Origin of the sequence: Streptomyces sp. cg35 (genome assembly GCF_050410835.1) — a bacterium.
Lineage (GTDB): Bacteria > Actinomycetota > Actinomycetes > Streptomycetales > Streptomycetaceae > Streptomyces.
In genome coordinates this window covers 306,252-330,438 of sequence record NZ_CP191268.1, presented here as the reverse complement: position 1 = coordinate 330,438, position 24,187 = coordinate 306,252, and the positions used below count along the sequence as shown (strand labels likewise).

24 protein-coding genes are annotated in these 24,187 nt (G+C 71.7%); 15 read left to right on the top strand and 9 right to left on the bottom strand.

Translation table 11 applies throughout. The features are described 5' to 3' along the window. Positions 1–38: 38 nt before the first annotated feature. Positions 39–626, top strand: coding sequence for a TetR/AcrR family transcriptional regulator (locus ACQUQD_RS01690; RefSeq protein ID WP_428950088.1), 588 nt, complete (start codon positions 39–41; stop codon positions 624–626). 245 nt (positions 627–871) lie between these two features. On the opposite strand, the gene ACQUQD_RS01685 is transcribed toward ACQUQD_RS01690, so the two are convergent. Both ACQUQD_RS01685 and ACQUQD_RS01680 read right to left on the bottom strand, forming a co-directional pair. Continuing rightward, positions 872–2,497, bottom strand: a complete 1,626-nt coding sequence (locus ACQUQD_RS01685) for an MFS transporter (protein ID WP_428950087.1) — start codon at positions 2,495–2,497, stop codon at positions 872–874. A 122-nt stretch (positions 2,498–2,619) separates the two neighbouring features. After that, the gene (locus tag ACQUQD_RS01680; protein WP_428950086.1) at positions 2,620–3,633 is read right to left on the bottom strand and encodes an NAD(P)/FAD-dependent oxidoreductase; all 1,014 of its coding nucleotides are present in this window, start codon (positions 3,631–3,633) and stop codon (positions 2,620–2,622) included. A gap of 93 nt (positions 3,634–3,726) precedes the next feature. Here ACQUQD_RS01680 and ACQUQD_RS01675 point away from each other — a divergent pair, with 93 nt between their 5' ends. The 3 genes from ACQUQD_RS01675 (at position 3,727) to ACQUQD_RS01665 (ending at position 5,961) form a co-directional block, all read left to right on the top strand. Beyond that, positions 3,727–4,335 (top strand): helix-turn-helix domain-containing protein, encoded by a 609-nt coding sequence (locus ACQUQD_RS01675; protein ID WP_428950085.1) that lies wholly within the window; start codon positions 3,727–3,729, stop codon positions 4,333–4,335. 118 nt (positions 4,336–4,453) lie between these two features. Beyond that, complete coding sequence (locus ACQUQD_RS01670) at positions 4,454–4,999, top strand: TetR/AcrR family transcriptional regulator (RefSeq protein WP_428957422.1); 546 nt, start codon at positions 4,454–4,456, stop codon at positions 4,997–4,999. Beyond that, positions 4,996–5,961 (top strand): DMT family transporter, encoded by a 966-nt coding sequence (locus tag ACQUQD_RS01665; protein ID WP_428950084.1) that lies wholly within the window; start codon positions 4,996–4,998, stop codon positions 5,959–5,961. The genes ACQUQD_RS01670 and ACQUQD_RS01665 overlap by 4 nt, the downstream gene beginning before the upstream one ends. Positions 5,962–6,004: 43 nt before the next feature. Here ACQUQD_RS01665 and ACQUQD_RS01660 read toward each other — a convergent pair whose 3' ends face one another. Further along, on the bottom strand, positions 6,005–7,291 hold the full coding sequence (locus tag ACQUQD_RS01660) for a phosphatase PAP2 family protein (RefSeq protein ID WP_428950083.1): 1,287 nt from the start codon (positions 7,289–7,291) through the stop codon (positions 6,005–6,007). A 214-nt stretch (positions 7,292–7,505) separates the two neighbouring features. Then, positions 7,506–8,567 (bottom strand): helix-turn-helix transcriptional regulator, encoded by a 1,062-nt coding sequence (locus tag ACQUQD_RS01655; RefSeq protein ID WP_428950082.1) that lies wholly within the window; start codon positions 8,565–8,567, stop codon positions 7,506–7,508. 146 nt (positions 8,568–8,713) lie between these two features. On the opposite strand from ACQUQD_RS01655, the gene ACQUQD_RS01650 reads away from it, so the two are divergent. Both ACQUQD_RS01650 and ACQUQD_RS01645 read left to right on the top strand, forming a co-directional pair. Beyond that, the gene (locus tag ACQUQD_RS01650) at positions 8,714–9,136 is read left to right on the top strand and encodes a VOC family protein (protein ID WP_428950081.1); all 423 of its coding nucleotides are present in this window, start codon (positions 8,714–8,716) and stop codon (positions 9,134–9,136) included. A 105-nt stretch (positions 9,137–9,241) separates the two neighbouring features. After that, positions 9,242–10,345 carry a winged helix DNA-binding domain-containing protein gene (locus ACQUQD_RS01645; RefSeq protein ID WP_428950080.1) on the top strand — a complete coding sequence of 368 codons (1,104 nt, stop codon included), beginning with the start codon at positions 9,242–9,244 and terminating at the stop codon, positions 10,343–10,345. A gap of 16 nt (positions 10,346–10,361) precedes the next feature. Here the strand turns inward: ACQUQD_RS01645 and ACQUQD_RS01640 are convergent, their stop codons facing one another. Next, positions 10,362–11,057 (bottom strand): NADPH-dependent F420 reductase, encoded by a 696-nt coding sequence (locus tag ACQUQD_RS01640; RefSeq protein ID WP_428950079.1) that lies wholly within the window; start codon positions 11,055–11,057, stop codon positions 10,362–10,364. An 82-nt stretch (positions 11,058–11,139) separates the two neighbouring features. On the opposite strand from ACQUQD_RS01640, the gene ACQUQD_RS01635 reads away from it, so the two are divergent. Beyond that, entirely contained in the window at positions 11,140–11,553 is a 414-nt protein-coding gene (locus ACQUQD_RS01635; RefSeq protein ID WP_428950078.1) for a winged helix-turn-helix transcriptional regulator, read from the top strand. Here the strand turns inward: ACQUQD_RS01635 and ACQUQD_RS01630 are convergent. Together ACQUQD_RS01630 and ACQUQD_RS01625 are read right to left on the bottom strand one after the other, a co-directional pair. Continuing rightward, a complete protein-coding gene (locus ACQUQD_RS01630; protein ID WP_428950077.1) occupies positions 11,513–12,748 on the bottom strand; it encodes an MFS transporter in 1,236 nt (411 codons plus the stop codon). The two genes, ACQUQD_RS01635 and ACQUQD_RS01630, sit on opposite strands and share 41 nt — an antisense overlap. Positions 12,749–12,807: 59 nt before the next feature. Then, a complete protein-coding gene (locus tag ACQUQD_RS01625) occupies positions 12,808–13,452 on the bottom strand; it encodes a GntR family transcriptional regulator (RefSeq protein ID WP_428950076.1) in 645 nt (214 codons plus the stop codon). Positions 13,453–13,533: 81 nt separating this feature from the next. Here ACQUQD_RS01625 and ACQUQD_RS01620 point away from each other — a divergent pair, with 81 nt between their 5' ends. The 3 genes from ACQUQD_RS01620 (at position 13,534) to ACQUQD_RS01610 (ending at position 15,998) form a co-directional block, all read left to right on the top strand. Next, positions 13,534–14,022 carry a MarR family winged helix-turn-helix transcriptional regulator gene (locus ACQUQD_RS01620; RefSeq protein ID WP_428950075.1) on the top strand — a complete coding sequence of 163 codons (489 nt, stop codon included), beginning with the start codon at positions 13,534–13,536 and terminating at the stop codon, positions 14,020–14,022. Further along, the gene (locus ACQUQD_RS01615; protein ID WP_428950074.1) at positions 14,019–15,350 is read left to right on the top strand and encodes an MFS transporter; all 1,332 of its coding nucleotides are present in this window, start codon (positions 14,019–14,021) and stop codon (positions 15,348–15,350) included. The genes ACQUQD_RS01620 and ACQUQD_RS01615 overlap by 4 nt, the downstream gene beginning before the upstream one ends. A 141-nt stretch (positions 15,351–15,491) precedes the next feature. Further along, the gene (locus tag ACQUQD_RS01610) at positions 15,492–15,998 is read left to right on the top strand and encodes a MarR family transcriptional regulator (RefSeq protein ID WP_428950073.1); all 507 of its coding nucleotides are present in this window, start codon (positions 15,492–15,494) and stop codon (positions 15,996–15,998) included. Positions 15,999–16,012: 14 nt separating this feature from the next. Here the strand turns inward: ACQUQD_RS01610 and ACQUQD_RS01605 are convergent, their stop codons facing one another. Then, positions 16,013–16,507, bottom strand: a complete 495-nt coding sequence (locus tag ACQUQD_RS01605; protein ID WP_428950072.1) for a MarR family winged helix-turn-helix transcriptional regulator — start codon at positions 16,505–16,507, stop codon at positions 16,013–16,015. Positions 16,508–16,887: 380 nt separating this feature from the next. Between ACQUQD_RS01605 and ACQUQD_RS01600 the strand changes: the two genes are divergently transcribed. From ACQUQD_RS01600 to ACQUQD_RS01580, 5 genes are all read left to right on the top strand, one after another. Further along, a complete protein-coding gene (locus ACQUQD_RS01600; protein WP_428950071.1) occupies positions 16,888–18,063 on the top strand; it encodes a PP2C family protein-serine/threonine phosphatase in 1,176 nt (391 codons plus the stop codon). 185 nt (positions 18,064–18,248) lie between these two features. Then, entirely contained in the window at positions 18,249–19,913 is a 1,665-nt protein-coding gene (locus tag ACQUQD_RS01595; RefSeq protein ID WP_428950070.1) for a PP2C family protein-serine/threonine phosphatase, read from the top strand. Then, on the top strand, positions 19,910–21,022 hold the full coding sequence (locus tag ACQUQD_RS01590; protein WP_428950069.1) for a cobalamin B12-binding domain-containing protein: 1,113 nt from the start codon (positions 19,910–19,912) through the stop codon (positions 21,020–21,022). Before ACQUQD_RS01595 ends, ACQUQD_RS01590 begins: the two co-directional genes overlap by 4 nt. Next, on the top strand, positions 21,019–21,441 hold the full coding sequence (locus ACQUQD_RS01585) for an STAS domain-containing protein (RefSeq protein WP_428950068.1): 423 nt from the start codon (positions 21,019–21,021) through the stop codon (positions 21,439–21,441). Before ACQUQD_RS01590 ends, ACQUQD_RS01585 begins: the two co-directional genes overlap by 4 nt. Before the next feature lie 207 nt (positions 21,442–21,648). Beyond that, on the top strand, positions 21,649–22,005 hold the full coding sequence (locus ACQUQD_RS01580; RefSeq protein WP_428950067.1) for an STAS domain-containing protein: 357 nt from the start codon (positions 21,649–21,651) through the stop codon (positions 22,003–22,005). A 31-nt stretch (positions 22,006–22,036) separates the two neighbouring features. Here the strand turns inward: ACQUQD_RS01580 and ACQUQD_RS01575 are convergent, their stop codons facing one another. Continuing rightward, positions 22,037–23,761: a PP2C family protein-serine/threonine phosphatase gene (locus ACQUQD_RS01575; protein WP_428950066.1), complete on the bottom strand. Its 1,725-nt coding sequence runs from the start codon at positions 23,759–23,761 to the stop codon at positions 22,037–22,039. Positions 23,762–24,187: the final 426 nt, after the last annotated feature.

Below are 24,187 nucleotides of genomic sequence, written 5' to 3'. Positions count from 1 at the left end.
CGGTGATGACAGGGACTGTCATGGCGTAGGATCCCGCCATGGGTAGATGGGAGCCGAACGCGCGAGGTCGGCTGGCGGAAGCGGCGCTGAAGCTCTACGCGGAGCAAGGTTTCGAGCGGACCACGGTCGCCGAGATCGCCGAGGCGACGGGGCTGACCGAGCGGACCTTCTTCCGGCACTTCGCCGACAAACGCGAAGTGCTGTTCTACGGCACCGAGATGGCGCTGGACCTGCTCACGCGCACCATCGCCGAGGCGCCGCCCTCGGCGCTCCCGATGGACGCGGTGACCGCGGCGCTCGACGCCTTCAGTGCCTTCTTCCAGGAGGACCCCGCGCGCGTCCGGAGCCGCCACGCCCTCGTCAGCGCCAGTACCGAGCTGCGCGAGCGCGAGCTGGTCAAGCTCGATGCCTTCGCCGCGGGGATGGCGGGCGCCCTGCGCGAACGCGGCACCCCGCAGCCGGCCGCCGATCTGGCCGCCGAGGCCGGCCTCGCCGCATTCAAAGTCGCCTACGGACGCTGGGTCGTCGCCGAGCCCGGCGCGAAGGACGAGCAGGATCTGCCTGGGCTCCTGCGCACGACCCTCGCGGAACTGCAGGAGATCCTCGCGCACCGCGCGCCGGCCTAGCCACGGTGGGCCCGAACTGTGCCGGGCCCCTCGTCGACGCCAGCCATTGCTTCGCTCCGCCGCCCAGGCGCGATGCCCGCGGACGCGTGCCCAACTGGGGGCCCGTCGGGTCATCGCCGTACGGGACGGAGTGCCGCTGTCCGAGGCGCTGGCCCGCCCGGACCCTCCGCCCCCCCCCACGGCAGACTGATCAGTCACGATCACTCAACCGACCGACGGCCGACGGCCTTCACGGAGCTCCGGACTCACAGCGCGGTCGGTGTCGCATCGGCCGGTTCCGTCGCCTCGGCCGGTTCCGTCGCGGCCGTCGGCGTGCGGTGCGGACGTTGCGGCCCACGGGTCAGGACATACAGGAGTAGGGCGGCCATGACGGCGACGCCCACCCACATGGCGTGCTGCCAGCCCTCGACGAAGGACTGCCGCGCGGCGCGGATCACGGCCTGGGCGTGGGGCCCGGCCTGATGCGCGGCGTCGAGGGCGTTGGCGACGCCTTCGCGCGCGGTGTCGGCGGTGCCCTCGGGGACGCCGTGCAGCTTGTCGTCGATGGAGCTGCGGTATCCGGCGGACACGAGCGCCCCGAGCAGGGCGACACCGAGCGCGGTGCCGAACTCGCGCGTCACGTCGTTGAGGGCGGACGCGACTCCCTGGCGCTCGCGGGGGAGAGCGCCGGTGATGGCCTCGGTGGAGGGTGTCATCGACAGGCCCATGCCGATGCCCATGGCGAGCATGCCGGGCAGGACGGACGGATAGCCGCCGTCCACGGACACCGTGACGGCCAGGAGACCGAGCCCGGCGCCGGCCAGCAGGATGCCGAGGGCCATCGTCGCGCGCGGACCCGTCCGCGCGGCCAGCTTCGGGGCCAGGCCGGAACTCATCATCATCAGTACGGCCATGGGCATCAGCGCCAGAGTGGACAGCAGCCCCGACCAGCCGAGCACGGCCTGGAAGAACGGGAAGAGGACCACGAAGATGCCCGCCTGCACACCGAAGACCACCAGCAGCGTGACCGACCCGCCGGCCGGCCCGCGCGCCCGGAACAGCCGCACGTCCAGCAGTGCCGCATCCCGGCGGTGCACCTCCCAGGCCACGAAGCCGACTGCGGCGACGATGCCGACGACGAGAGCACCCAGGGTCACCGGCGCGGTCCAGCCGCGCTCCGGACCCTCCTGCAGTACGAAGATGAGCCCGACCACGGCGACGACGGACGTCAGCGCGCCGACCGTGTCGTAGGAACGCCCGGACTTCTCACGGGAGTTGGGGACGGACCGGTGCGTCATGGCGAAGGCGACCACGGCGAGCGCGACCGGCAGGACGAACAGCCAGCGCCAGTCGGCCACGTCGACCAAGGCGGCGGAGAGGAACATGCCGAGGACGCCGCCGCCTCCGGCGACGCCGGTCCACACGCCGATCGCCCGGCCGCGCTCCTCCTCGGGGAAGGTGGAGGTGATGACGGCAAGCGTGACGGGCATGATCATCGCGGCCCCGACCCCGCTGAGCAGGCGTGCGGCCAGCATGACTTCGGCCGACGGCGCGAGTCCTGCCACCGCGCCGGCGACGCCGAAGACTCCGAGGCCGGCGAGCAGCATGGGCTTACGGCCGATGCGGTCACCGAGCGCACCGAGCGGCAACAGCAGCGCGGCCAGGGTGAGCGTGTAGAGATTGATGATCCACAGGATCGTGGTCTGCGAGGCGCCGAAGGTGACGGCGAGATCGGGCTGGGCGACGTTGAGCCCCGACACCGAGGCGATGACGGCCATCAACGCGACACAGACGGCGCTCAGGATCGCGCGACGCTGACGCGCGTCGGGCACGCCCTCGTCCGCATCGCCGCTCGGCACAGGGCTGACCTGGCCAGGCTTGTTCGTACTCATGGATTCCTCTCAACAGGACATGCGAATGCTGGCGCCGGAGCGACGCCGCAGCGCCGGTGGGTGACAGGAGGAGGGCGCGTCCGACCCCGCGCGCGGCAGGTCCGGGCCGGCCGCGCGGCCCGTCAGACGCGCGCGGTGTCGAACTGCGCGGCCGCGAAGGCCGCCTCGGTGTCGGCGGTGGCCAGGTCGGCATTCATGTGGGCACCGGCCAGAGCGCCGGCCGCCGCCGAGGCGCCGACCTGGGAGGTCAGGTCCGTCGCGTTGCCGGTGACCCACACGCCGGGCACCGCGGTGGTGCCTGCCGTGCCGGTGGCGAAGTGGCGTCCCGTTCCGCCGGGCAGGTCCCGCATCGGCAGGCCCAGCCCCTCGAGTCCCTCGACGCGCGCCCGCATGACGGTGGCCACGGCGATGACGCTTCGGGGGACGAGTCGTCCGTCCGCCAGGCGTACGCCCGCGACACCGCCGACCTCCGCCGCCACGACCCGGTCGACGGGGGCGTCGACGACGCGGATCCCGCGGGCGGCGAACCGAGCCCGGGTGTCCGCGTCGAGCGGGGTGCCGCGGGTGAAGTAGACGACGTCGTCGGTCAACTGGCGGAACAGCAGCGCATGGTGGACCGAGCCGGGCCCCACCGCCAGGATGCCGATGGGTTCGTCGCGCACCTCCCAGCCGTGGCAGTAGGGGCAGTGCACCACGCCGTGTCCCCAGTGCTCGGCGAGCCCGGGTACGTCCGGCAGGACGTCCCGCAGACCGGTGGCGACGAGGAGACGACGGGCGTGGAGGACGCTCCCGTCGGCCAGGGTGACGGTGAAGCGCGGATCGCCGTCGGTGGACGGATCCGCCGCGACGGCCGTGACGACCTCACCGGCGCGCACCGTGCCGCCGTAGCGGCGCACTTCTCGACGGCCCCTTGCCAGCAGCTCGGCCGGGGGAGTGCCGTCCAGCCCGAGCAGGCCGTGCACGCCTTCCGCGGGCGCGTTGCGCGGGGTGCCGCTGTCGATCACGGTGACCGAGCGGCGGGAACGGGCCAGCATCAGCGCCCCGTTCAGCCCGGCGGCGCCACCGCCGATCACCATGGCGTCAACGGTCTCGTCCGCCGGCGCGCCGGTCGCGTGTGCGGCCTTGGTCGTAGCCATGTCGTCGCCCCTTTCCTCGCGGCCCCGGTCAGGACGGGGCCGAACAAGGCCGACGTTAGGCGCGCCTTGCTGCCAAGGCATACACTCTTGCCTATGACGCAAGACAATGGTGAGCTGGACAGCCTGGTGCGCAAACGCATCCGTGCTCTGCGGGTGGCACAGGGCTGGTCCTTGGAGGAGCTGGCCACCCGGGCCAACGTCAGCCAGTCCACGCTGTCCCGGATCGAGAACGGTCAGCGGCGCCTCGCCCTGGACCAGCTCGTCACCCTCGCGCGCGCCCTGGACACGTCCCTGGACCAGCTGGTCGAGACCGCCACGGACGACGTCGTCTCCCACCCCGCCATCGACGCGGCCCACGGGCTGATGCGCTGGCCCGTCAAGGCGGACCCCGGCATGACCGTCGTACGCCAGCGCATGACCAACCCGCCGCCCGACAAGCCGTCGCGCCTGCGCGCCCACCCGGGCCGCGAATGGCTCGTCGTCCTGTCCGGCACCGCGATCCTGCTGCTGGGCAACCGGCGCTTCCGTATCGAGACCAACCAGGCCGCGGAGTTCCCCACGATGCTCCCGCACGCCATCGGCGCCGAAGGGGGGCCGTGCGAGATCCTCGGCATCTTCGACCGCGACGCCCGCCGTGGCCATCAGCGCGGAGAGGACTCCGGTCCCGACGGGCAGGGGGGCGCAGCAGCCGCCCCTCACTAGGTAGACTGACCTACCTAGTGAGGGGGAGAGTGCGTTGGCGGACACGGATACGGACACAGGTACAGAAGGCGGGGTTTCGGCGCCGCGCCCTGCGCGGGGGCGGCCCGCCAGAGAGCGGATTCTGGCCGCTGCGGCCCGCCGGTTCTACGCGGACGGCGTGGCGGCAACGGGGATCGACACGATCACCGCCGAAGCAGGCGTGGCCAAGATGAGCCTCTACAACAACTTCTCCTCCAAATCGGACCTGGTGCTCGCCTATCTCGACGCGCGGCACGAGGAGTGGCTGGGGCTGTACCGGCAGCGGCTGCAAGGGGGAAGCGACGGCCGCTCGGGCGTGCTGGCCGTGTTCGACGCCTACGCCGATCACGCGGCGCACGCCTACGAGCGCGGGTTCCGCGGGTGCGGTCTGCTGAACGCGGCCGCCGAACTGCCTGCGGGTGACGAAGGCCGAGCCGCGGTGCGCCGGCACAAGGAGGAGGTCGAGACCCTGCTCGCCGGACACATGGCGGAGCTGCTGCCCGGGCGGCCCGAGGAGACCCGCGCGGTCGCGGAGCACCTGGCGTTCCTGCTGGAAGGGGCGATGGCACGCGCCGGTCTCGAGGGCGCGGCCACGCGGGTGGAGCGGGCGCGGGCCATGGCGGCGGACCTGCTGGAGCGCCTGTGAGGAGGGCGGCCGGACCGGCGGGCGCGGGGTCGCTGTGCGTCCTGCTCGCCTCGATGCTGTGGGGCACGACAGGTACGGCTGCGACGTTCGCCCCGGGTGTGGGGCCCCTGGCGATCGGAGCCGTCGCCATGGGGCTGGGCGGGCTGCTCCAAGCCCTCATCGCGGCTCCCCGGATCCACCGGGAAGCTCCCCGACTGCGCGCGCAGCGCGGTGTGGTGCTGCTCGGCGCGCTGGCGGTCGGCGCCTACCCTCTGGCGTTCTACAGCAGCATGCACCTGGCCGGGGTCGCCGCCGGCACCGTGGTCTCGATCGGCTCCGCCCCGCTCGCCTCGGCCGTGATCGAACGGGTCGTGGACGGCCGCCGCCTCACACGGCGTTGGATGAGCGGCGCCGCTCTGGGCCTGTCCGGGACAGCGCTGCTGTGCGTGGCCGAAGCCGCCGCGCGGCACCCGGGCCCCAGCGCCAGGTCCGTCGGCGCGACCGTGCTCGGCGTGGGCCTCGGCCTGGTGGCCGGGCTGACCTACGCCCTGTACTCCTGGGCGGCCCACCGTCTGATCAGCCGCGGCGTCAGGTCCGGCGCCGCCATGGGAGCCGTCTTCGGTATCGGCGGACTACTGCTTCTGCCCGTGTTGCTGATCACCGGCGCGCCCTTGGCGGAGTCGTGGACGAACGCGGCGGTCGGGGCCTACATGGCGCTGGTGCCCATGTTCCTCGGCTACATCCTGTTCGGCTGGGGCCTGGCCCATGTCCCGGCCAGTACCGCGACCACACTCTCCCTGCTGGAGCCCGCGGTCGCGGCCGTCCTGGCGGTCCTGGTCGTCGGCGAACGACTTCCCCCGCTGGGGTGGGGCGGCATCGGCCTGGTCGTCGGCTGTCTCGCCGTCCTGACCGCACCGCCCCGCACCACTGCGGAGTCGCGGCTCGTGGCGGCGTCCGAGCAGGAGAGGGTCTCCACCGGCTGACGGGTCCGCCGCCCCGCGCACGAGGCCTCCGGCGGACCCGGTCTCAGGCGAGCTCGGGTTGCGGTTCCGCGGGCTGCGGTTCCGGGTTCGGCGTCGGCGCGCTCTTCGGATTCCACGCCTTCGTGGTGCGTACGTAGAGCTGGATCACCGAGATCAGCGCCAGGACGAGAAGCGGTCCGAACACCCAGGGATGCGCGGCCATGTGCTGCGGCAGGTAGCGGTACGCGACGAGGAGCACGCCGAAAACAGCCGTGCCGTAGCTGACCAGACGGATTCCTGACACGTCCCAGCCGCGAGCGACGGAGCGCATGGCCGCCTCGATCGTGAGGGCGAACACCACGCCGGCGATGAGGTCCGCGCCGTAGTGGTAGCCGAAGCCCAGCGTCGCGGTGAGGGTGGCGACCAGCCAGAACGTGCCCGCCCAGCGCATGACCCGCGAGCCCTCGCGGGAGTGGATGAAGAGCGTGGTGGCCCAAGCCGTGTGCAGGCTCGGCATGCAGTTGCGCGGGGTGATCTGGTCGAACGGGATCGGGTGCAGCGCGCCGATCGACGGCAGCGTGTCGGGCCACACGTTGGCCGCCGCCCACAGTCCGCCGTCGGTGCCGTACGCGTAGATCGGTCCGACGACCGGGAAAAGCATGTAGATGGCCGGCCCGAGCAGACCGATGACCAGGAAGGTGCGGACCAGATGATGGCTCGGGAAGCGCCGCTCGACCCCGACGTGACGCAGCTGGTAGAGCCCGACCAGGGCGGCTGCCAGCGGCAGTTGACCGTAGACCAGTCCGAGTACGTGACTGCTGATCGGACTGGTGGCCTCGACGGCCTGGCCGAACAGCCACGAGGGGTTGCCCAGCGCGTGATCGGCCGTGGCCACGTACGGATCGAGCACCTCGGGGCGGGCCTTCGACGTGATGAGCAGCCACGTGTCGCCCGTCTTGTGGCCGAACACCAGCAACAGGCCCAGCCCGACACCCTTGAGCAGCAGGACCCGTTCCTCGCCGGTCCGATGCGTGAAGGCGAGGACCGCACAGCCCATGACGACCCACAACGCGCCGTTCCCGAAGTTCAGGTCGGCGCCGACCACCAGCCGCACCAGCAGGAAGACGATGTCGATGCCGATCGCGGCACACGCCGCGATGAGCCGTTGCCGCCAGGTGAGCACCACCATCGTCAACGCCAGACCCGCGTACAGCAGCGGCCCTGAATGCGGTGCGAAGATCACCTCTCGTGCTTCGTCTGTGATCGGCCCCGGTTGGCCGTAGTGGCGCGCCGCGAATTCCAGTGCGATGACGAATCCGAGGACGGCCACTCCCGCCATGACCCACAGCATCGTGCGTGGCTGACGCCGGATTGCGGCGTCACCGGGGTCGGGCAGGGATATTCGTGGTGGCGTGGTTTTCAATTGTCCGACTCATTGATGATGTAGGGCGCAAGCGGCACTTGTTGCGCTCGATGGCATGTTTCCGGTGAAGAACAGGCGATCAGGGTGATCGTCGCGAGTTCGAACATGCTAACGGCAAGCGGACTCGGCAGATAGGGGCACGTCAGACAGTGTGCTCCGGCGGGCCGTGCCGAGGCAGGCTCCGTACCGGAGAGCTGTGCGTCGGGCCTGCCGGCACCGGCTCAGGGGCGGGGAGGTGCTGCCCTGCCGCGCGTGCGTAGCGATCGGCGAGCAAGGCGAAGGCGTCGGCGAGTTGGCGCGGGGCGACGTCGTCGATCTCGGTGTCGAAGCGGCCGAGGACGGCGGCGAGTCCGGTCCATGACCACGAGCCGAGCGTGAGGCGACAACGCTCGGGGCCGAGTTCCTCGACGATGCCGTCAGGGACGAAGGCGGCGACGGACTGCGCGGGCATGGTGAGGACGGCCTCACCTCGGCACGGCCAGTCGGCGGTGGTGCCGTCGGTGCCGCGGAAACGTCCGGTGACGAAGGCGGACACGTCGTCCTGGGGGAGCGGCCGGGGCGTGAAACGGGGCCCGTTGGGGGTGCGGACGGTGATGCGGTCCACGCGGAAGATACGCCAGTCCTCCCGGTCGAGGTCCCACGCGAGGAGATACCAGGTGCCACGCCAGGTGAGCAGGTGGTGCGGCTCCGCCCGGCGCGGACGTGCGTCGCCGCCGCCTCCCGGCGCGTAGTCGAAGCGCAGTTCCTCCCGGGCACGGATGATCTCGCCGAGCGCGACCAGGCGCTGAGGGTCGGCCGTCGTCGTGGCCTGCTTCTCGACGGGCCGGACCGGCGTGACGCGGAGCGCGTCCATACGGTGGCGCAGGCGGGCGGGCATGACCTGGCGCAGGGTGGCCAGGGCTCGGGTGGCGTCCTCGCCGATGGAGGGATCCGCGGCTGCCGTCTGCAGGGCGAGAGCCAGGGCGACGGCCTGGCCGTCGTCGAAGAGCAGCGGCGGCAGTCGCGTACCGGCGCGCAGGCGGTAGCCGCCCGAAGGGCCCTTGACCGTGTGGATCGGATAGCCCAGTTCGCGCAGGCGGTCGATGTCCCGGCGCACCGTCCGCACGGTGACGTCGAGGCGCTCGGCCAGATCGTCGCCCGACCGGTCGCGAGGCGACTGGAGAAGCGAGAGCAGGACCAGCAGGCGGGAGGACGTCTTCTGCATGACGGCCATGGTGCCAGCGGTAGAGGACACAACCTGTCCTCTACCGCTGCGAGGGTTGATCTCGCACAGGCCGGAGAGCCACCGCTCCTGGCCCGGGCCGCGGTCACTCGGACCGTGCCCGTCCACCGGTTGCGAGGAGAAGCGTCATGTCGGTGTCGACCACCACTCATCTCAACTTCCGGGGCCAGGCCCGCGAGGCGCTGGCCTTCTATCAGTCGGTGTTCGGCGGCCGAACCGTCACTGTGACCTACAAGGACGCGGGCGCGGTACAGAACGAGGCCGAGGCGGACTGGGTGATGTGGGGTGAGGTGTCCGGCGGCCACGGATTCCACGTCATGGCCTACGACGTGCCGTCCCAGCTTCCCTGGGCGCAGGGGGAGAACTCGTTCTTCGTCTCCGTGCGCGGGGACGAAGCCGACGAGATCAGCACGCTCTGGGAGCGGCTGGCGCAGGGCTCCGCCGTCGTGCGGCCGCTGGGCGAGGCCCCGTGGGCCCCGCTGTACGGCATGCTCACCGACCGCTTCGGGGTGACCTGGGTCCTGGACGTCGCCGCGCCCCACAACGGCTGAACCACCGCAGTCCACGTGCACATCCGTCCGGGCCGTGGCCTCTCTCCGCGGCCCGGATGCCTCCACCCAGCGGAAGAGACGACCAGCGTGCCGCAGCCTAGGACCATGACGGTTCTCACCCAGCGCGACCTCAACCGGGCCACGCTCGCCCGCCAGTACCTGCTCGAGCGCCGCGCCACCACGGTCACCGACGCCGTGTCCCATCTGTGCGGCCTGCAGGCACAAGAGCCTCAAGAGCCTTTCGTCGGGCTGTGGTCACGGATGCGGGACTTCACCCCGGACCAGCTCGACGACGCCCTCACCGGGCGGGACGTCGTCCGTACGCACCTGATGCGCCGCACGATCCATCTGGTCACCGCCACGGACGTACTGGACTGGCGTGCCCGGCACGACGCCATGCTGCGCCAGCGCGTGCTGGGCACGTACCGCCGCGAACTGGCGGGCATCGACCTGGACGAGCTCGCCGCCGCGGGGCTGACCGCCCTGGCCGACGGCCGGCCCCGCACCATGGCCGAACTCGTGACCGCCGTCGAGGAACGCTGGCCCGGTCCGCCCCGCCGCGCGCTGGGCGAATTGCTGATCGCGGCGCTGATCCCCATGGCCCAACTGCCACCGCGCGGCCTGTGGCAGACCACCGCGGGAGTGCGCAATCTCCCCCTGGCCACGTGGCTCGGCGCGAGCATCGTCCCCCTGTCCGGACACGGCGACGGAGACGGACGCCTCGCGGGTGACGATGGCGATCCCGTCGGTCAGCGGCTGGTCCGCCGCTACCTCGCCGCGTACGGCCCCGCCGCCACTGCCGACATCCGTGCCTGGAGCGGCCTGGCCGGGCTGCCGAAAGCGGTCAAGGCCCTCCGCGACGAGCTCGTGAGCTTCCGTGACGAACGCGGACGTGAACTGCTGGACCTGCCCGACGCCCCCCGCCCGGACGCCGACACCCCTGCACCGGTCCGCTTCCTGCCCGCCTTCGACAACGCGCTCCTCGGCTACGACGACCGCAGCCGCATCGTCGACGACGAGCATCTGGGCCTCTCCGTAGCAGGACAGCGCGTCGTGCTGGTCGACGGGCGGGTCGCCGCGACCTGGGCCGGGGACGGCGAACGCGTACGCGTCACCCCCCTCAGAACCCTGTCACCCCAGGAGAACGACACCGTGCAGGAAGAAGCCGGAAAGCTGGCCGGTTTCCTTGCGACCCCCGCGACGAACTGAGGCCGTGCTCGCGCAGTCACGCCGGGTCCCTCCGCGCCCCCTCGCCGTCTTCCGAGTCCGGCCGGCCCGGTCCGGCGGCATAGGCCAGCGGAGGGGCGATCGCCTGGGCGTCCGCGCCCTCGCCGACCCACAGCCCGATGAGCAGCGCGGCGGTCGCCTCCAGCAGTCCCGCACGGTCGAGCCCGCCTGCAGCCACCGGTGCGCACCCCAGGTCCCGCACCAACTCGTTCACGCGTACCAGCGCCGTCTCGTCGTCCCCGCAGACCGGCACCGCCAGTGGTCTCCCGTCGAAGACCGGCGGGCGCATGCGCCACACGTCGGCGTGACAGAGGTTGAACGCCTTGACCACGTGGGCTCCTGGTGCCGCGGTGGCCAATTGCCGTGCGGCTGAGGGGCCGCCTTCCGTCAGCAGCCGGAAACCCGGCCCGACCGGGTTGGAGCAATCGAGCAGCACCTTGCCGTCCAGGACGGCGCGCAGGTCCCGTACGACAACGGCCCCCGCCCCGAAGGGAAGCGCGGCCAGCACCACCTCCTGACCGGACTCGGCCGCCGAACGCAGACCGGCAGGCCTCGCGCCGCCCCCGATGCGCGTCGCGAGCCGCTCCGCCTCGCGCGGGTTCCGTCCCCCGATGGTCACCTCGTGCCCGGCCCGCACCCAGTGGGTGGCGAGCGCGTCGGCCATGTGGCCCGTTCCCAGTACGCCGATTCTCATCACGCGTCCCCTGTCCGTACCCGATTGCCCGCTTCCAGCGTTCGCACCGACGCTAGAAGGGAGTTCGGGCACCATTTGGTACGTGACGACCGACGCCTTCCTCGCCGACTGCCGGGCCCGCCTCGCCTTCGACCTGCTCTCCAACACCTGGAACGCCGTGGTGCTCTGGGCCCTGCGCGACGGCCCCGCGCGCCCTGTCGACCTGCGGGAGCGGATCGGGGGCATCAGCTCGAAGGTGCTCACCGAGACCCTGCGGCGACTGCAGTTCAACGGACTCGTCGACCGGCAGGTCCGCCCCGAGGCACCCTCAGGGGTCGAGTACCGGCTCACGGCGCTCGGACGGACCCTGCTGGCGCCCATCGACGCCGTCGGTGCCTGGGCCTTCGAGTACGGCGACGAGGTCATGGCAGCCCAGGAAGCGGCGAGCACTCCCGGCCAGCTCCTTCCGAGGGCGGTCACTCGACGCGGGCGTCGGACGGCTGCGCGTCCCTCCTGACGCCCTGCGCGACAACCCGCGTCGTTGCCGGTCCGGCCGGCAGGTGACGGCGGTAGGCCAGCAGCACCGACGTCGCGCACAGCAGGGCCAGGACGACCAGGGCGAGCAGCAGCGTCGTCGTGCTGAACAGTGAGGTGGCGGCGGCCAGGACGATCGGAGTGAGGAACCCCGCGTAGGCGAGCGTGTAGAAGACGCCCGTGAGTCCCGCGAGATCGCGTGGTCCGGCGATGCGCTGCACTTCGAGGAGCCCGCTGACCAGTCCGGTGCCGATGGCGCAGCCCAGTACGACGGCCGTGGCCACGCCCAGCAGGAGGGACTGCCAGTGCTGGGCCCCGGTCATCATCAGCAGCCCGGCGGCTGCCAGGAACAGGAAGACGACCAGGCCCCGTGCCGATGAGGGGGTGTCGATCCGCTTCGCCAGCGGCTGGACCAGGGCGGCCACGCCGAGTGTCAGTCCCGTGAGTGCGGTGGCGTAGGCCAGGCCCCACGAGCCGGTGGAGTCGGAGAGCAGTACGGGGAGGTAGCCGTAGGCGAGCGCGGCCGAGGCGAACAGCCACGGTGCCGCGATCGCGACCACGCGAACGAACCGCTTGTGCCCGGCCGCCGGAACCCGCAGCTGCTTGCGCAGCGGTCCGCCGAGGCCGCCCGGACTCGTTTCCGGGACACGCCTGACCAGCCACACGAACGGAACGGCGACAGCTATCTGCAGCAGGAACGGCAGGACCTCCGGGCGCGGTCCCCACTGCGCGAGCGCTCCGGCCACCAGGGCACCGAGGCCGGAGCCGAGGGTGAACGCCGTCGAGGCGCGACGGGCGCCCGCACCGGCGTCCGCGGCGGTGTCGTGGGGCGGCTGGGAGAGCTCCTTGAGCCAGCTGTTGCCCACCGCCATCGCGATCCCCACCGTCACGCCCGACAGCAGGCGCCCGATGAACAGCGGGGCCGGACCGAGGGGCCCGAGGGCGAGCACGGCACCGGCGGCGAGGGCCGTCAGCATCCCCGCCGTCATGACCGGGCGCCGCCCGTGCCGGTCGGACAGGGCGCCGGCCAGGAGCAGAGCGGGCGCGAGACCGCCCACGTAGACCCCGAGAAGCAGGTTCACGAGCAGCGTCGAGTACTGCTCCTCGTGCTTGTACAGGAGCAGCAGGGGGCTGAACTGGTTGCCGCACCAGCTCATGACGAAGACAGCGCCGAACACGACGCGCCACTGCCTCCCGGAACGCACACCGTGCCCGCAGGGAACTGGCGTCGCCCGACTCACAAGGCCCCCTGATGCCGTGCCACGTGATCGGCGAGCACTGCCTCGTAGCCCGGGGCGTCCGCCCCGGTGAGGCAGTCCGACAGCTTGCGGTGGTCGTCGATCACTTCCGGGAGATGCTGCGGGTGCATGGTCAGCAGCTGGTGGCGCAGCCGTTGCTGGCGGTCGTGCAACAACGTGAAGAAGTGCAGCGCTATGGCATTGCCCGAGGCCCGCACCACGGCGGAGTGGAAGGCCTCGTCCGCCGCGACGAACGCTTCCAGATCCTCCGCGGCCAAGTGGCGTCGCTGCTGCTCCAGACACTCCGTCAGGGTGCGGACCGTCTCGGCGGAGGGACCGCCCTCCTCGACGACCCGCCGGGCGGCGGCCCCTTCGAGCAGCCTGCGCATCTCCAGTACGTCCTGCGCCTCGCGCGGAGCGATGGGCGTGACCACGGCACCTCTACGGCCCGCGAGATCCAGCAGGCGTTCGCTGCTCAGCCGGAGAAAGGCCTCGTGCGCCGGAGTCCGGCTGATGCCGAGCTCCTCACTGATCTCGCTCTCGGTGACCAGCTGCCCGCCGGGCAGCCGACCGCTGATGATGGCCTGTTTGACGTGGTGGTACGCGTGCTCCGCTGCGGAGCGGGATCCCGAGATAGGTGCCATAGCCACGTATCTTTTCATGCATGCATTGATGCATGCAACGACATCCGGATTTGATTGCGACAGCGCTGTTATATTAGCGCTGTGACATCTTCAGATCCCACGACGGTTCCTGATCCCTGGCAGCCCCTGCACGCGCTGCTCGCCGACTTGGACGCCGAGATCGAGCAGGTCTACGTGGCCCGCGGCATCGAGGGGGTGCGGCCGCGGTTCGCCTATCCGCTGATCCGGCTCGCGCACACCGGGCCGCTGACCATCCGGGAGCTCGCCGAGTCCCTCGACCGCTCGCACTCCGCCATCAGCCAGACCATCACCGCCATGCGCAAGGAGGACCTGGTCACCTCGGAGCCCGGGCCCGACGCGCGGACCCGGCGGATCGACCTGACCGGGCGCGGCCGGGCACTGGTGCCCTTCCTCGAGGCCGAATGGCGCGCCACCCACGCGACGGTCGCCGAACTGGACGCCGAGATCCCCCACGCCATGACCGCCGTGGTCGAGGAGGTGCGACAGGCGCTCGCGCGACGGTCGATGCGGCAGCGGATCCACGACCACATCGTCGAGCCGCCACGGTGAGGGCGCGTGTCCGCTTCCTCGACACCCGGCCGCTGCGCGGCAGCCGGCCGTTCCGCAGTCTGTGGATCGGCACCTCCGCCTCCCAGCTCGGCGGCCAGATAGCCAACGTGGCCGTGCTGGCGCAGGTCTGGGACCTGACCGGCAGCCCCGTGGGCACCGGAGCCATCGGGCTCGCCACCGGCCTGCCGACGCTGCTCCTCGGGCTGCTCGGCGGCACCTTGGCCGACGCCGTCGACCGCCGCACGGTGGTGCGGGCCACCACCGGCGGCCAGTTGCTGGCGGCCACCGGGCTGTGCGGCCAGGCGCTGGCGGACAACCGGAACGTCCTGCTGCTGCTCGCGCTGGTCGCCACGGGCGCCGGCTGCAACGCGCTCGGTGCGCCTGCCCGGCGCACCTTCCCGGTCCGGCTGCTGCCGAACGACCAGGTCGCGGCCGGGCTCGCGCTGACCAACGTCTCCTTTCAGGCGGCGATGCTGGCCGGGCCCGCCCTGGCCGGACTGATCATTGCCCACTGGGGCTTCTTCGCCGCCTACGCCGCCCAGGGCGCGGCCGTCGCGGTCTCGATGCTCACGGTTCTGCGCCTCCCGTCCATGCGGCCCGAGGGCGTCGCCACGGCAGGCAGGCGCCGGGCGCGGCGCGGTGGGTGGCGGATCGTCCTGCGCCGGCCGACGCTCTGGGGATCGATGGCCACCGACTTGTCCGCGACGCTGCTCGCCATGCCGATCGCGCTCTTCCCTCTGGTCAACGAGGCCCGGTTCGGCGGAAATCCGCGGACCCTCGGCCTGTTCCTCTCCGCTGTCGCGGTCGGCGGGATCACGGCCGGCCTGCTCTCCGGCACGGTGACGCGTCGGCGCCGCGCCGGCCTGGTGCAACTGGTCGCGGCCGGGACCTGGGGCCTGGCCATGGCCGGGTTCGGCCTGGCCGGATCGCTGTGGCTCGCGCTCGGCAGCCTGGCCGTGGCCGGCGCGGCCGACACCGTGTCGGTGGTCACCCGCAGCGCCCTGGTCCAGTTGGAGACCCCCGACGCGTACCGCGGGCGAGTCTCCTCCGTGGAACACGTCATCGGTGTGGCGGGCCCCGAGCTCGGCAACTTCCGCGGGGGCCTCCTGGCGTCGGCCACTTCGGCCCCGTTCTCCCTGGTCGCCGGAGGGCTGTCCGCGAGCCTGGCGGTGGCCCTCGTGGCCCTGGTCAACGGCCCTCTCCGCGCCTACCGCACGCCGCCTCCGGTACCCGTCGAGCCCGAACCGACAGCGCCCGGGGCGGAAGCGGCGGGCACGGCGCGTGCACAGGGCAGCGGCCTGCAAGCCGCCGACGGACGATCTTCATAGGGGAAGCCGGATGACCCTCATGGGCGGAGCCGAGGACCCGGCGAAAGCGCGGAGGGCATATACCGGGGCGAGCGCCGGGCGCCTCCGCGACGGTAGGGTGCTGGACTATCTGCCTCGCTTTGTGGACGGGAGGGTGCTGGGATGTCCCGAAGTGTGCCCCTCCATGCACCTGAGCACGTTGCTCATGTGGCGTGCCATGTATCGGAGTTGCTCCAGGTGCTGTGGGGGCGCGGTCAGGAAGCGGCGCCGTCCGGGCCGCTGTCGCCTTCGCAGTTCCGGGCCCTGACGGTGATCGAGGAACAGCGGCGGGTGAACCAGCGGGCGTTGGGCGAGGCGCTCGGGTCGCGGCCGTCCGCGGTGAGCCGCCTGTGCGACAGGCTGGAGGCCGCCGGACTGGTGGAGCGGCTCGCGAGCACCACGAGCCGCCGTGAGGTCGACCTGCGGCTGAGCCGTCGGGGAGCGGTCGTCCTTCAAGACTTCCGTTCGGCGCGCGCCCGGGAGATCGAGGAAGTCCTGCAGACCATGTCGCCGGCCCATCTGCGGAACCTGGCCGAGGGGCTGGAGCAGTTCCAGGCGGCGGCCACGGCGTACATCGGCCTGAGCGGCCCCGAGGACGGGACGGCGGGCAACTCGGAGGCCATCGCCTGACGTGGGGCGGACCGTCAGGGACGGTCCGTCGTGCGACGGCCCTGCGTCCGAGCCGTCTCGGCGAAGGCGCGGAGCCCCGTCAGCAGTTCTTGCCGTGAAGCGGCCGGCATACGGCTGAGGACGTCACCGAACATACGGGCGCGCCGGGCGGACAGGGTGTCGAGGATGTCGTTCCCCTGCCGGGTCAGGACCAGTTGGATCTCCCGGCGGCTCGTGGTCGCCGGTTCGCGGCGCAGCAGGCCCGCGGCCTCGAGCCGGTTGCACAGCCGGCTGGCGGCGGAGGGGGCGGCGCCGACCTCCTCGGCCAGAGCGCTCAGATTGATCCGCGGTACTTCCCGGGCGACGAGCAGAGCCTGCAACTGCAGAACGGACAACTGAGGGGTGACAGTTCTGGACGCGCGCGCCCACAAGGACACCAGTGCTTCCACGGCCTCGACCGTCTCGGCGGTCAGGTCGGGTCGGGCGTCCTGCAGCGGTCCGGCACACGCCCTGGGGCCGTCACTGTCCATGGAAAGAGGTGCACCCCTCGCGAGCTGTGGCTTTGATTACGCGTACTCTCTCGTCTGCCCGCTCCGCCGAAAATATCCGCGCGGCGGCCGGCGGAGTGCGGATCAGTGCCGAGTCGGGGCCGGAGACCTGGTCATTTGCTGCCGGGCCGGTGCGTACGCGAGATACAATCCCTTGACAGTTGCCGTATGGCAACACTTGTGGTGCTTCGATGTTCCTGCTCGGCTCGGATGGGCGCGGCGCAGGGATCGTGGTCGAGGTCATGCCGATGAGGGCCTGTGTCGCCAGGAGCGTTCTTCCAGGCCGATAGGTGATCCGGCCGCGCCGAACGCCCGTTCCCCTGTCTCGCCCGGTAGCCGCCGGCCTCTTGGAGAAGGCTGCTGTGACGACGAATTTTGTGGCTGTCGAACGGGCGATTCGTGGTGCGGCGCCGTACGGCCTGCTGGACACCGTACGCGCCGCCCTGGGCAAGCACTACGGAGCCGTGAGCGTCGAGCTCCTCATGGCGGACTACAGCCTCACTGTCCTGCAGCCGGTGACGGAGCTGCCGCACACGGCCAAGCCTCTTCCCGTGCACGCCAGTGCCGAGGGCCGCGTCTTCGGCAGCCAGGATCCGCGTACGCACGTCGAGAGCACGTCGGGCGTGGTGCAGCTGCACCTGCCGGTGACCGTCCGCGGCGACCGGCTCGGCATTCTCTCCGTGCGGGTGCCGGAGGAGAGATGCACGCAGGAAGGGGTGGCCGAGCTTGCCGCCCTCGCGGAGATCCTGGGCCACGAGATCGTTGTCGCCGACCGCGACACCGACGTCTATCTGCAGGCCCGCAGGGCGAGCCGCCTCACCCTGGCGGCGGAGATGCAGTGGCAGCTGCTGCCCGGGCGGTCCTGCTCCCGCGCCGAGTACGCGATCGGTGCCCAGCTGGAGCCGGCCTACGCCATCCACGGCGACAACTTCGACTGGGCCACGACGGCCGAGACGCTGACGCTGACCATCACGAACGGCATGGGGGAGGGGATCGGGGCCTCCCTGCTCACCAACCTCGCCGTGAACGCCCTGCGCAACGCCCGCAGGGCCGGCATCGGCATCGCCGACCAGGCGGCTCTGGCCGATCAGGCCCTCTACGCGCAGCACCGGGGCGAACAGTACGTTTCGACCCTGCTGCTCTCCTTCGAACTGGCGACGGGACGGGTGCGGGTGGTCGACGCCGGATCGCCCCAGCTGTGGCGGCAGCGCGCCCGTGCGGTGGAGCAGGTGCCGTTCGAGGCCCAGCTGCCGCTGGGCATGTTCGAGGAGACCGACTACGTCGCACAGGAGATCCAGGTTCTGCCGGGGGACCGCCTGCTGTTCGTCAGCGATGGGGTGTATGCCGCCCTGTCGGAGGCGGGGGAGGCGTACGGTGATCGGATGCTTGCGCGCGCGATCCAGAACGCGAGCCTGCTGCCCGCGGCGGCGGTGCCTCGCGCGATCCTGCAGGAGTTGGCGGCGTACTTGAACGCCGACGCGGACGATGACGCCCTCGTGGTGTGCCTGGACTGGTTCGGTCGCGACACCGCCGCCTGAGTCCGGGCCGCGTGCGACGGCCGTGGTTGCCGGGAAGCCCCTGGGCATGCAACTGTTGCCTTATGGCAACTGTAGTCGTGGGCGTTGACGCCGGAGCGGGGCAAGTCGGTCCGTTGCGGCGCCGGTTGCTGTCCTGAGAATCCAGTGAAGGGTGGTGGGGGCCGGCGTCCTGCGGGTCCCGCGTGATGGTTTCCTCCACGGAGCCGGTTGGCTCCCGAGGCGCTGAACCGGCCGTCGGCCTGCGTGATCCCCGTTCCTCGGTCACGGTGGACGGGGCGGGACGAGTGCTGTCCTGCAACGACCGGGCCGGTGAACTCCTGCAGGGCGTGCGGCCCGGTGTCCTGCTGGCGGACGTGGCGCCCGACTGGCTGACCGAAGCGCACGCCGATGTGGTGCGAGGGGCGGACGCGGGTCTGCCGGCAGAGGTGTGGGGCCGCGTCGGCGAGAGAAGGGTGGACGCCTTTCCGAGCCGGCAGGCCGACGGCGCCGTGTCGTGGTGGCTGATCGATGACGCCGATCTGCGGTTCGCCCAGGCCGAGTTGGCCAGCGAGCGGAAGCGCTCGCGGGTACTGCAGGAGGTCTCCAGCGAGCTGTTGTCCTCGCTGAACGTGGACCGGTGCATGGAAGTGACGGCCCGTATGGCGGTGCAGCACCTCGCGGAGGCGGCGCTCATCGTCGGAGTCCGCGACGGCCGCTTCTATCCCGTCACGCGCTGGACCCGCAACGGGCCGGTGGTGCGGGAGAAGATCGCGATGGACCCGGACAGCCTGCCGGGCCTGTCGGAGGCACTGCTGGGCTTCCCGCCGGTGTCCTCGTGCTGGATCGACCCGGCGCAGGTTCCCGACTGGGCGGTCCCGGAACAGTTCGCGGCCGACGGCGGGCAGATCGGCTCGGTCGTCGTGGTCCCGCTGCCCGGGCACGGTCTGCCCGCCGGCGCGATGGTGCTGATGCGCCACAAGCAGGAAGCGGCGTTCACCGAAGCCGAGGAGGGGTTCGCCCGGCTCTTCGCCGCACGGGCCGGCGCGGCCCTGTCCGCGGCGCGGATATACGCCGAGCAGACACACATCTCCGATGTGCTCATGCGTGAGCTGCTGCCGCCCGTGCTCGACCGCGTGCGCGGGGTCGACTTCTCGGGCCGCTACCGTGCCGCGGCCGTCAGCGAACGCATCGGCGGCGACTTCTACGACGTCTACCCGGCGGACAGCGACGACGGCGAGACGTTCGCGGTCCTCGGCGACGTGTGCGGCAAGGGGCTGGAAGCCGCCGTGCTCACCGGAAAGATCCGCAACACCATCGAGGCGCTGCTGCCGTTCGCCGGCGACCACCTGCGCGTGCTCACCCTGCTGAACAACGCACTGCTGTCCTCGCACCACGCCCGCTTCGCGACGCTCGCCCTGGCCTCCGTCAAGCGCCATGGCGGCCGCGTACGGCTGCGGGTGTCCAGCGCCGGACACCCCACCCCGCTCATCGTGCGCGCCGACGGCCGGATCGAGGAAGCGGACACCAAGGGCGTACTGATCGGAGCCCTGCCCACGGAGAGCATCAAGCTCACCACCGCAGCCGTGGACCTCGCACCGGGAGAGACGTGCCTGCTGTATTCGGACGGCATCACCGAGGCGCGCGGCGGCCCGCTCGGCGACGTCCTCTTCGGTGACCAGCGGCTGCGCAACACACTGGCCGGGTGTGCGGGCCTGCCCGCCGAGGCGGTCACCGAGCGCTTGCAGATGGTCGCCACGCAGTGGGTCGACGGAGGCCCGCAGGACGACATGGCCCTGCTCGCCATCACCGCACCACGCAACAACCACCTCACAGCGGTGGACGGACATACTCGGGGCAGGTTCACTGCATGACTACAGCCACGACGACCGCGGACGACGAGGCGCCGGCTTTCAGCGAACTGCGCGAGCGCCTCTGGCAGGCGGTGATCGACTGCGACGAGCTCAGTGCCCTCTCCCTGGTGCGTGCGGCCGCCGACACCGGAGCCTGCGACCCGGTGCAGGTGCGCAGGGCCGCCGAGCGGATCCTGCTGGACCTCATCGCGCCCACGCAGAGACGCGTCGGCACCGAGTGGGCCGCGAACAAGATCACCGTCGCGCAGGAGCACGCCGCGACCGCGATCAACGAACGCTGCATCTCCGCGCTCGCCGACGCCACCGCGCACGCCCTGCCCGAGACGTCACGCGGCCGGGTCGTCGTGGCCTGCGTGGACGGCGAGTGGCACGCGCTGCCCGCCCGGCTGGTCGCCGAGGTGCTCCGGCTGCGGGGCTGGCGCGTCGACTACCTCGGCGCGCAGGTCCCCACCGAGCACCTGGTCGCCCACCTGCATCACACGGGCGCCGACGCGGTGCTGCTGTCGTCGTCGATCCCGACCCATCTGCCGATCGCGCACACGGCGATCAGCGCTTGTCAGGCCATCGGCGTGCCGGTGCTCGCCGGCGGCGCCGCCTTCGGCGAGGACGGCCGCTACGCCCGCGCGATGAGAGCCGAGTGGGCCCTCGACGCGGCGGGCGCGCACTTGGCGCTCGCCCAGGGGCTGGAGCGGCCGAAGGCGGATGCGGCACGGCTGCCGGACCGCGACCTGCCGCACCTGAACGACCAGGAGTACACGATGGTCCGCCGCGTCAAGCGGCAGTTGGTCAAGCAGGCCCTGGCCGACGTGGAAGACGGCTTTCCCGCGATGCGCGACTACAGCGAGTTCCAGCGCGAGCGCACCGTCGAGGACATCGACTACATCGTCAGCTACCTGGCCACCGCCCTCTACGTCGACGATGCCGATCTGTTCACGACGTTCGTGACGTGGACCGCGGGCATTCTCGAAGCCCGCCGGGTCCCGGCGGCCAGTCTTCAACCGGTGCTGGTCTCGCTGCTCCGCCAGCTCAGCGACTTCCCCCGCGCCGTCTCCATCCTCGACCAGTCACGCGTCGCGCTCACCGATCTCCGCTCCGGACAGACCTCATGACGACCTTTCCCGCCCTGCGCCTCAGCCACAGCTACCGCGACGGTGTCCTCACCGTCGCGGTCGAGGGCCCGCTGGAGTACGGCACCACTGACGACTTCACCGACCATGTGGAAGACGCGCTCGCCGCCCACCCCGCCACGCACACCGTGCGCCTCGCCTGCGCCGGGATCTCGTACGTCGATTCCATGGGGGTGTCCGCGCTGCTGATGCTCGGACGCCGGATGCGGGCGGCGGGTACCCGCCTGTGCATGAACGAGCGTCCGGCCCAGTTGAGCCGGGTCCTGGAGATCACCGGCATCCTCGACTACCTGCTGGCGGGCGACCAGCCTGCCGAGACCGCGGCACCGCCGGATCGCGACGCCGCGGACGGCTCCTCCTATCAGGACGAGGCGCTGTCCGACCCGGCCCGGCCGACCTGAGCGGAGCCGTGGCCGTCGACGTGGGAACCGCCGGTCCGGTGGCGAGTCCGCCATGCCCCGGTGCCCACCGGATGCCGTGCCGAGCGCACTCACTCACGAGGGTGACGGGCGTAATTCGGTCGAGGCGGAGCAGTTGCATGCAGTGTGCGGTCCGCGGCGCGCGGTACGCGAGAGGCGAAGAATCTGACAGCGTGGGGAGAGAGTCGAGTGGATCCGACGGAGCACTGGGCGGGGATCAGAGCGTCCCATCGGCACGGCCCGGTGTGGGTGATCGAACTGGTCGGCGACTTCGACTACTCGAACCTGAACGACATCGCCGAGGCCACGGCCCACGCGCTGCGTGCCCACCCGGGGCCACTGGTCTTCGACATGGCCGCGCTGACGTTCTGTGACTCGTCGCTGCTGAACCATCTCCTGCGGGTGAGAGCGGAACGCCGGGTGATGCTGACTCAAGTCCCGGAGCAGGCACGGCGGTTGTTCGAGGTCACCGGAACCTCCGACCACCTGGAGGAGCACAAGGACATCCGCGAGGCCGTCGATTCCGTCGACCCCGCGGATCAGTAGCGGCGCTCCCTCTCGCGCCGTAGCCGGATTGTCAGCCCGGTACCTCGGTCCGGCGCAGTACGAGGAGGGTCGCGTCGTCGGTGCGGTGGAGGCCGTCCAAGCGGGCGACGATGCGTTCGGCGTAGTCCTGCAGCGCGTCGTGGCCGGGGCCCGGGGGAGCGGTGCGGTGGCAGTGCTCCGCCGCGTCGAGGAAGCGCCGGGTGTCCTGGTCGGGGTCGCTGGCGCGGCGTTCGGTGAGCCCGTCCGAGTACAGCAGCACGAGGTCGCCGACGCGCAGAACCGTCTCGGCGGCGATGTAGGCCGTGTCGGGCAGGACGCCCAGGGGGAGTCCCGGGCCGCCCTCGGGAGCGGGTAGCTGGCCGGCCCGTCCGTCGCGTACGAGGACGGGGCGCGGATGGCCGGCGCAGGTCCAGCGCAGCAGGGCCCGTTCCGGGTGGTAGCGGGCGATGATCGCGGTCGCGGTGGATTCGATTCCTTCGGCGCAGGCCAACTCGTTGAGCCAGCGCGTCAGTTGCTCGACCCGCTCCTCGGTGTAGGCGAGGCCCGCGAGGGCGTAGCGCAGCTTCGCCATGAGGGTGACCGCGGCCAGGCCGTGGCCGCGAGCGTCGCCCAGGGCGACGAGCAGCCGGCCGCCGGGCAGCCGGCGGGCCTTGTACCAGTCGCCGCCGACACCGGCCTCCCGCTCGTCGGGCCGGTACACGGCGGCCGCCTGCAGTCCGTAGGCGGCCAGCTCGTCCTGGAAGTGGGGGAGCACCGCCTCGCGCAGGGCGTCGGCGACGTCGACGACGGCCTCGGCGCGCTCGCGCTGCCTGCGGGCCTCGCCTTCGGCGCACGCGGCGGTCTCCCGGTGGTGGCGGTCGGCGGTCACGTCGGTCAGCACACCGCGCAGCGCCCAGACCAGGCTGCCGGGCGCGATCCGCACCGGCTCGGCCGTCATCCGGATCACCCGGCCCGCGACGCCGCGCAGACGCAGCTCGCAGCGGGCCGTACGTTTGCGGAGGATGACGTCGTACAGCGTCTGGTAGAGGTCGGGCAGGCTCTCCGCGGTGACGGTGGAGGCGAGATCGGACAGGGTGGGCACGGCGGCCTTGCGGGGCAGGCCGAGCACCTGGCGGAATCCGCGGGACGGCTCGACCCCGTCGTCGCCGAGATTCCACTCGGCCCAGCACGTACGCATCAGGTGCTGTGCGGCGGCTGCCATGTGCAGGCGGTGCCCGCGCTCCCAGGTGAGGAGCAGATGCTCACCGCAGGGTGCGACGCGCACCTGGTCGTTGATGCGGACGGGCCCCGCGGGGCTGCTCATGACCCATTCGATCATCGTGGGACCCTGTGCGGCGCGGTCGTGGAAGGCCCGGGCGAACATGCCGGGCACTGGGGTGTCCAGGAGCGCCGGGAAGTGCTCGTACAGGGATGTGGGGCCGGTCCAGCGACGGACGCCTTCCTCGGGGAAGCGGTCGGCTGCGTAGGCGCGGGCGGCCGCGTTCTCGGCCGCGTAGTGCGCGTCCCGCATCTCGCCGTCGTCGCCGAGCACCGGGGTCACCAGCAGGGCAGGCAGGGTGAGAGCGTCCAGGACTTCCTGGCCCGAGGGGGACGGCGGCGCAGGCGTCCGGTTCGGGGCGGGAGCCGGTGCCGGTGGCGCGGCCCGGTGGCGCTCGGCGTACGAGCGGATGCGTCGGCGCTGGGCCTGCAGGAGTTGTCGGATCGCCTGCAGTTCCAGGTGGGAGCGCGCGTCGGGGACCGGGGTGAGGTCGTCCATGCGCGGTTCGGGCCTCCTGTGCGAGGGCGGACGGTGTCGAACAGCCTTCGCGCCGAGCGGCCGCACGGCCAGTGGGCGTACGCCAGGTGGCGGTGGTCCGGGCGGTCGGCGGCGGTCGTTCGTCGACGCGGCGAGCCGGACCCGGGCGAGGAGCAGGACGTGCCGACGCATCGAGGAGAGACCAGTAGAGATCGTGCCCGACGTGTAGGGGATCAATCGGGTCCAAGTGCCCTGATGACACAGGGCTTCTGCCCCCTTGCGGCTGGGCGGGAAGGGACTTTCGGCGACCGCCCGACGTGACCCAGGGCGCGTTACGGTGGGCTTTATGCCCGAAATAAGCGATAAGTCGATTGCGGCGGCCGACGTGCGGCGCTCCTCCCCCCATGACAGCCAGCCCCTCTTGTCCGGCGCGCGGGTTCTGGTGGG

Excerpts from the sequence above, each read along its gene's own strand:
- ACQUQD_RS01690 (WP_428950088.1), top strand. The coding sequence starts at position 39 with ATGGGTAGATGGGAGCCGAACGCGCGAGGTCGGCTGGCGGAAGCGGCG.
- ACQUQD_RS01685 (WP_428950087.1), bottom strand. The coding sequence starts at position 2,497 with ATGAGTACGAACAAGCCTGGCCAGGTCAGCCCTGTGCCGAGCGGCGAT.
- ACQUQD_RS01680 (WP_428950086.1), bottom strand. The coding sequence starts at position 3,633 with ATGGCTACGACCAAGGCCGCACACGCGACCGGCGCGCCGGCGGACGAG.
- ACQUQD_RS01675 (WP_428950085.1), top strand. The coding sequence starts at position 3,727 with ATGACGCAAGACAATGGTGAGCTGGACAGCCTGGTGCGCAAACGCATC.
- ACQUQD_RS01660 (WP_428950083.1), bottom strand. The coding sequence starts at position 7,291 with ATGCTGTGGGTCATGGCGGGAGTGGCCGTCCTCGGATTCGTCATCGCA.
- ACQUQD_RS01655 (WP_428950082.1), bottom strand. The coding sequence starts at position 8,567 with ATGCAGAAGACGTCCTCCCGCCTGCTGGTCCTGCTCTCGCTTCTCCAG.
- ACQUQD_RS01650 (WP_428950081.1), top strand. The coding sequence starts at position 8,714 with ATGTCGGTGTCGACCACCACTCATCTCAACTTCCGGGGCCAGGCCCGC.
- ACQUQD_RS01645 (WP_428950080.1), top strand. The coding sequence starts at position 9,242 with ATGACGGTTCTCACCCAGCGCGACCTCAACCGGGCCACGCTCGCCCGC.
- ACQUQD_RS01640 (WP_428950079.1), bottom strand. The coding sequence starts at position 11,057 with ATGAGAATCGGCGTACTGGGAACGGGCCACATGGCCGACGCGCTCGCC.
- ACQUQD_RS01625 (WP_428950076.1), bottom strand. The coding sequence starts at position 13,452 with ATGGCACCTATCTCGGGATCCCGCTCCGCAGCGGAGCACGCGTACCAC.
- ACQUQD_RS01610 (WP_428950073.1), top strand. The coding sequence starts at position 15,492 with ATGTCCCGAAGTGTGCCCCTCCATGCACCTGAGCACGTTGCTCATGTG.
- ACQUQD_RS01605 (WP_428950072.1), bottom strand. The coding sequence starts at position 16,507 with ATGGACAGTGACGGCCCCAGGGCGTGTGCCGGACCGCTGCAGGACGCC.
- ACQUQD_RS01595 (WP_428950070.1), top strand. The coding sequence starts at position 18,249 with ATGGTTTCCTCCACGGAGCCGGTTGGCTCCCGAGGCGCTGAACCGGCC.
- ACQUQD_RS01590 (WP_428950069.1), top strand. The coding sequence starts at position 19,910 with ATGACTACAGCCACGACGACCGCGGACGACGAGGCGCCGGCTTTCAGC.
- ACQUQD_RS01585 (WP_428950068.1), top strand. The coding sequence starts at position 21,019 with ATGACGACCTTTCCCGCCCTGCGCCTCAGCCACAGCTACCGCGACGGT.
- ACQUQD_RS01575 (WP_428950066.1), bottom strand. The coding sequence starts at position 23,761 with ATGGACGACCTCACCCCGGTCCCCGACGCGCGCTCCCACCTGGAACTG.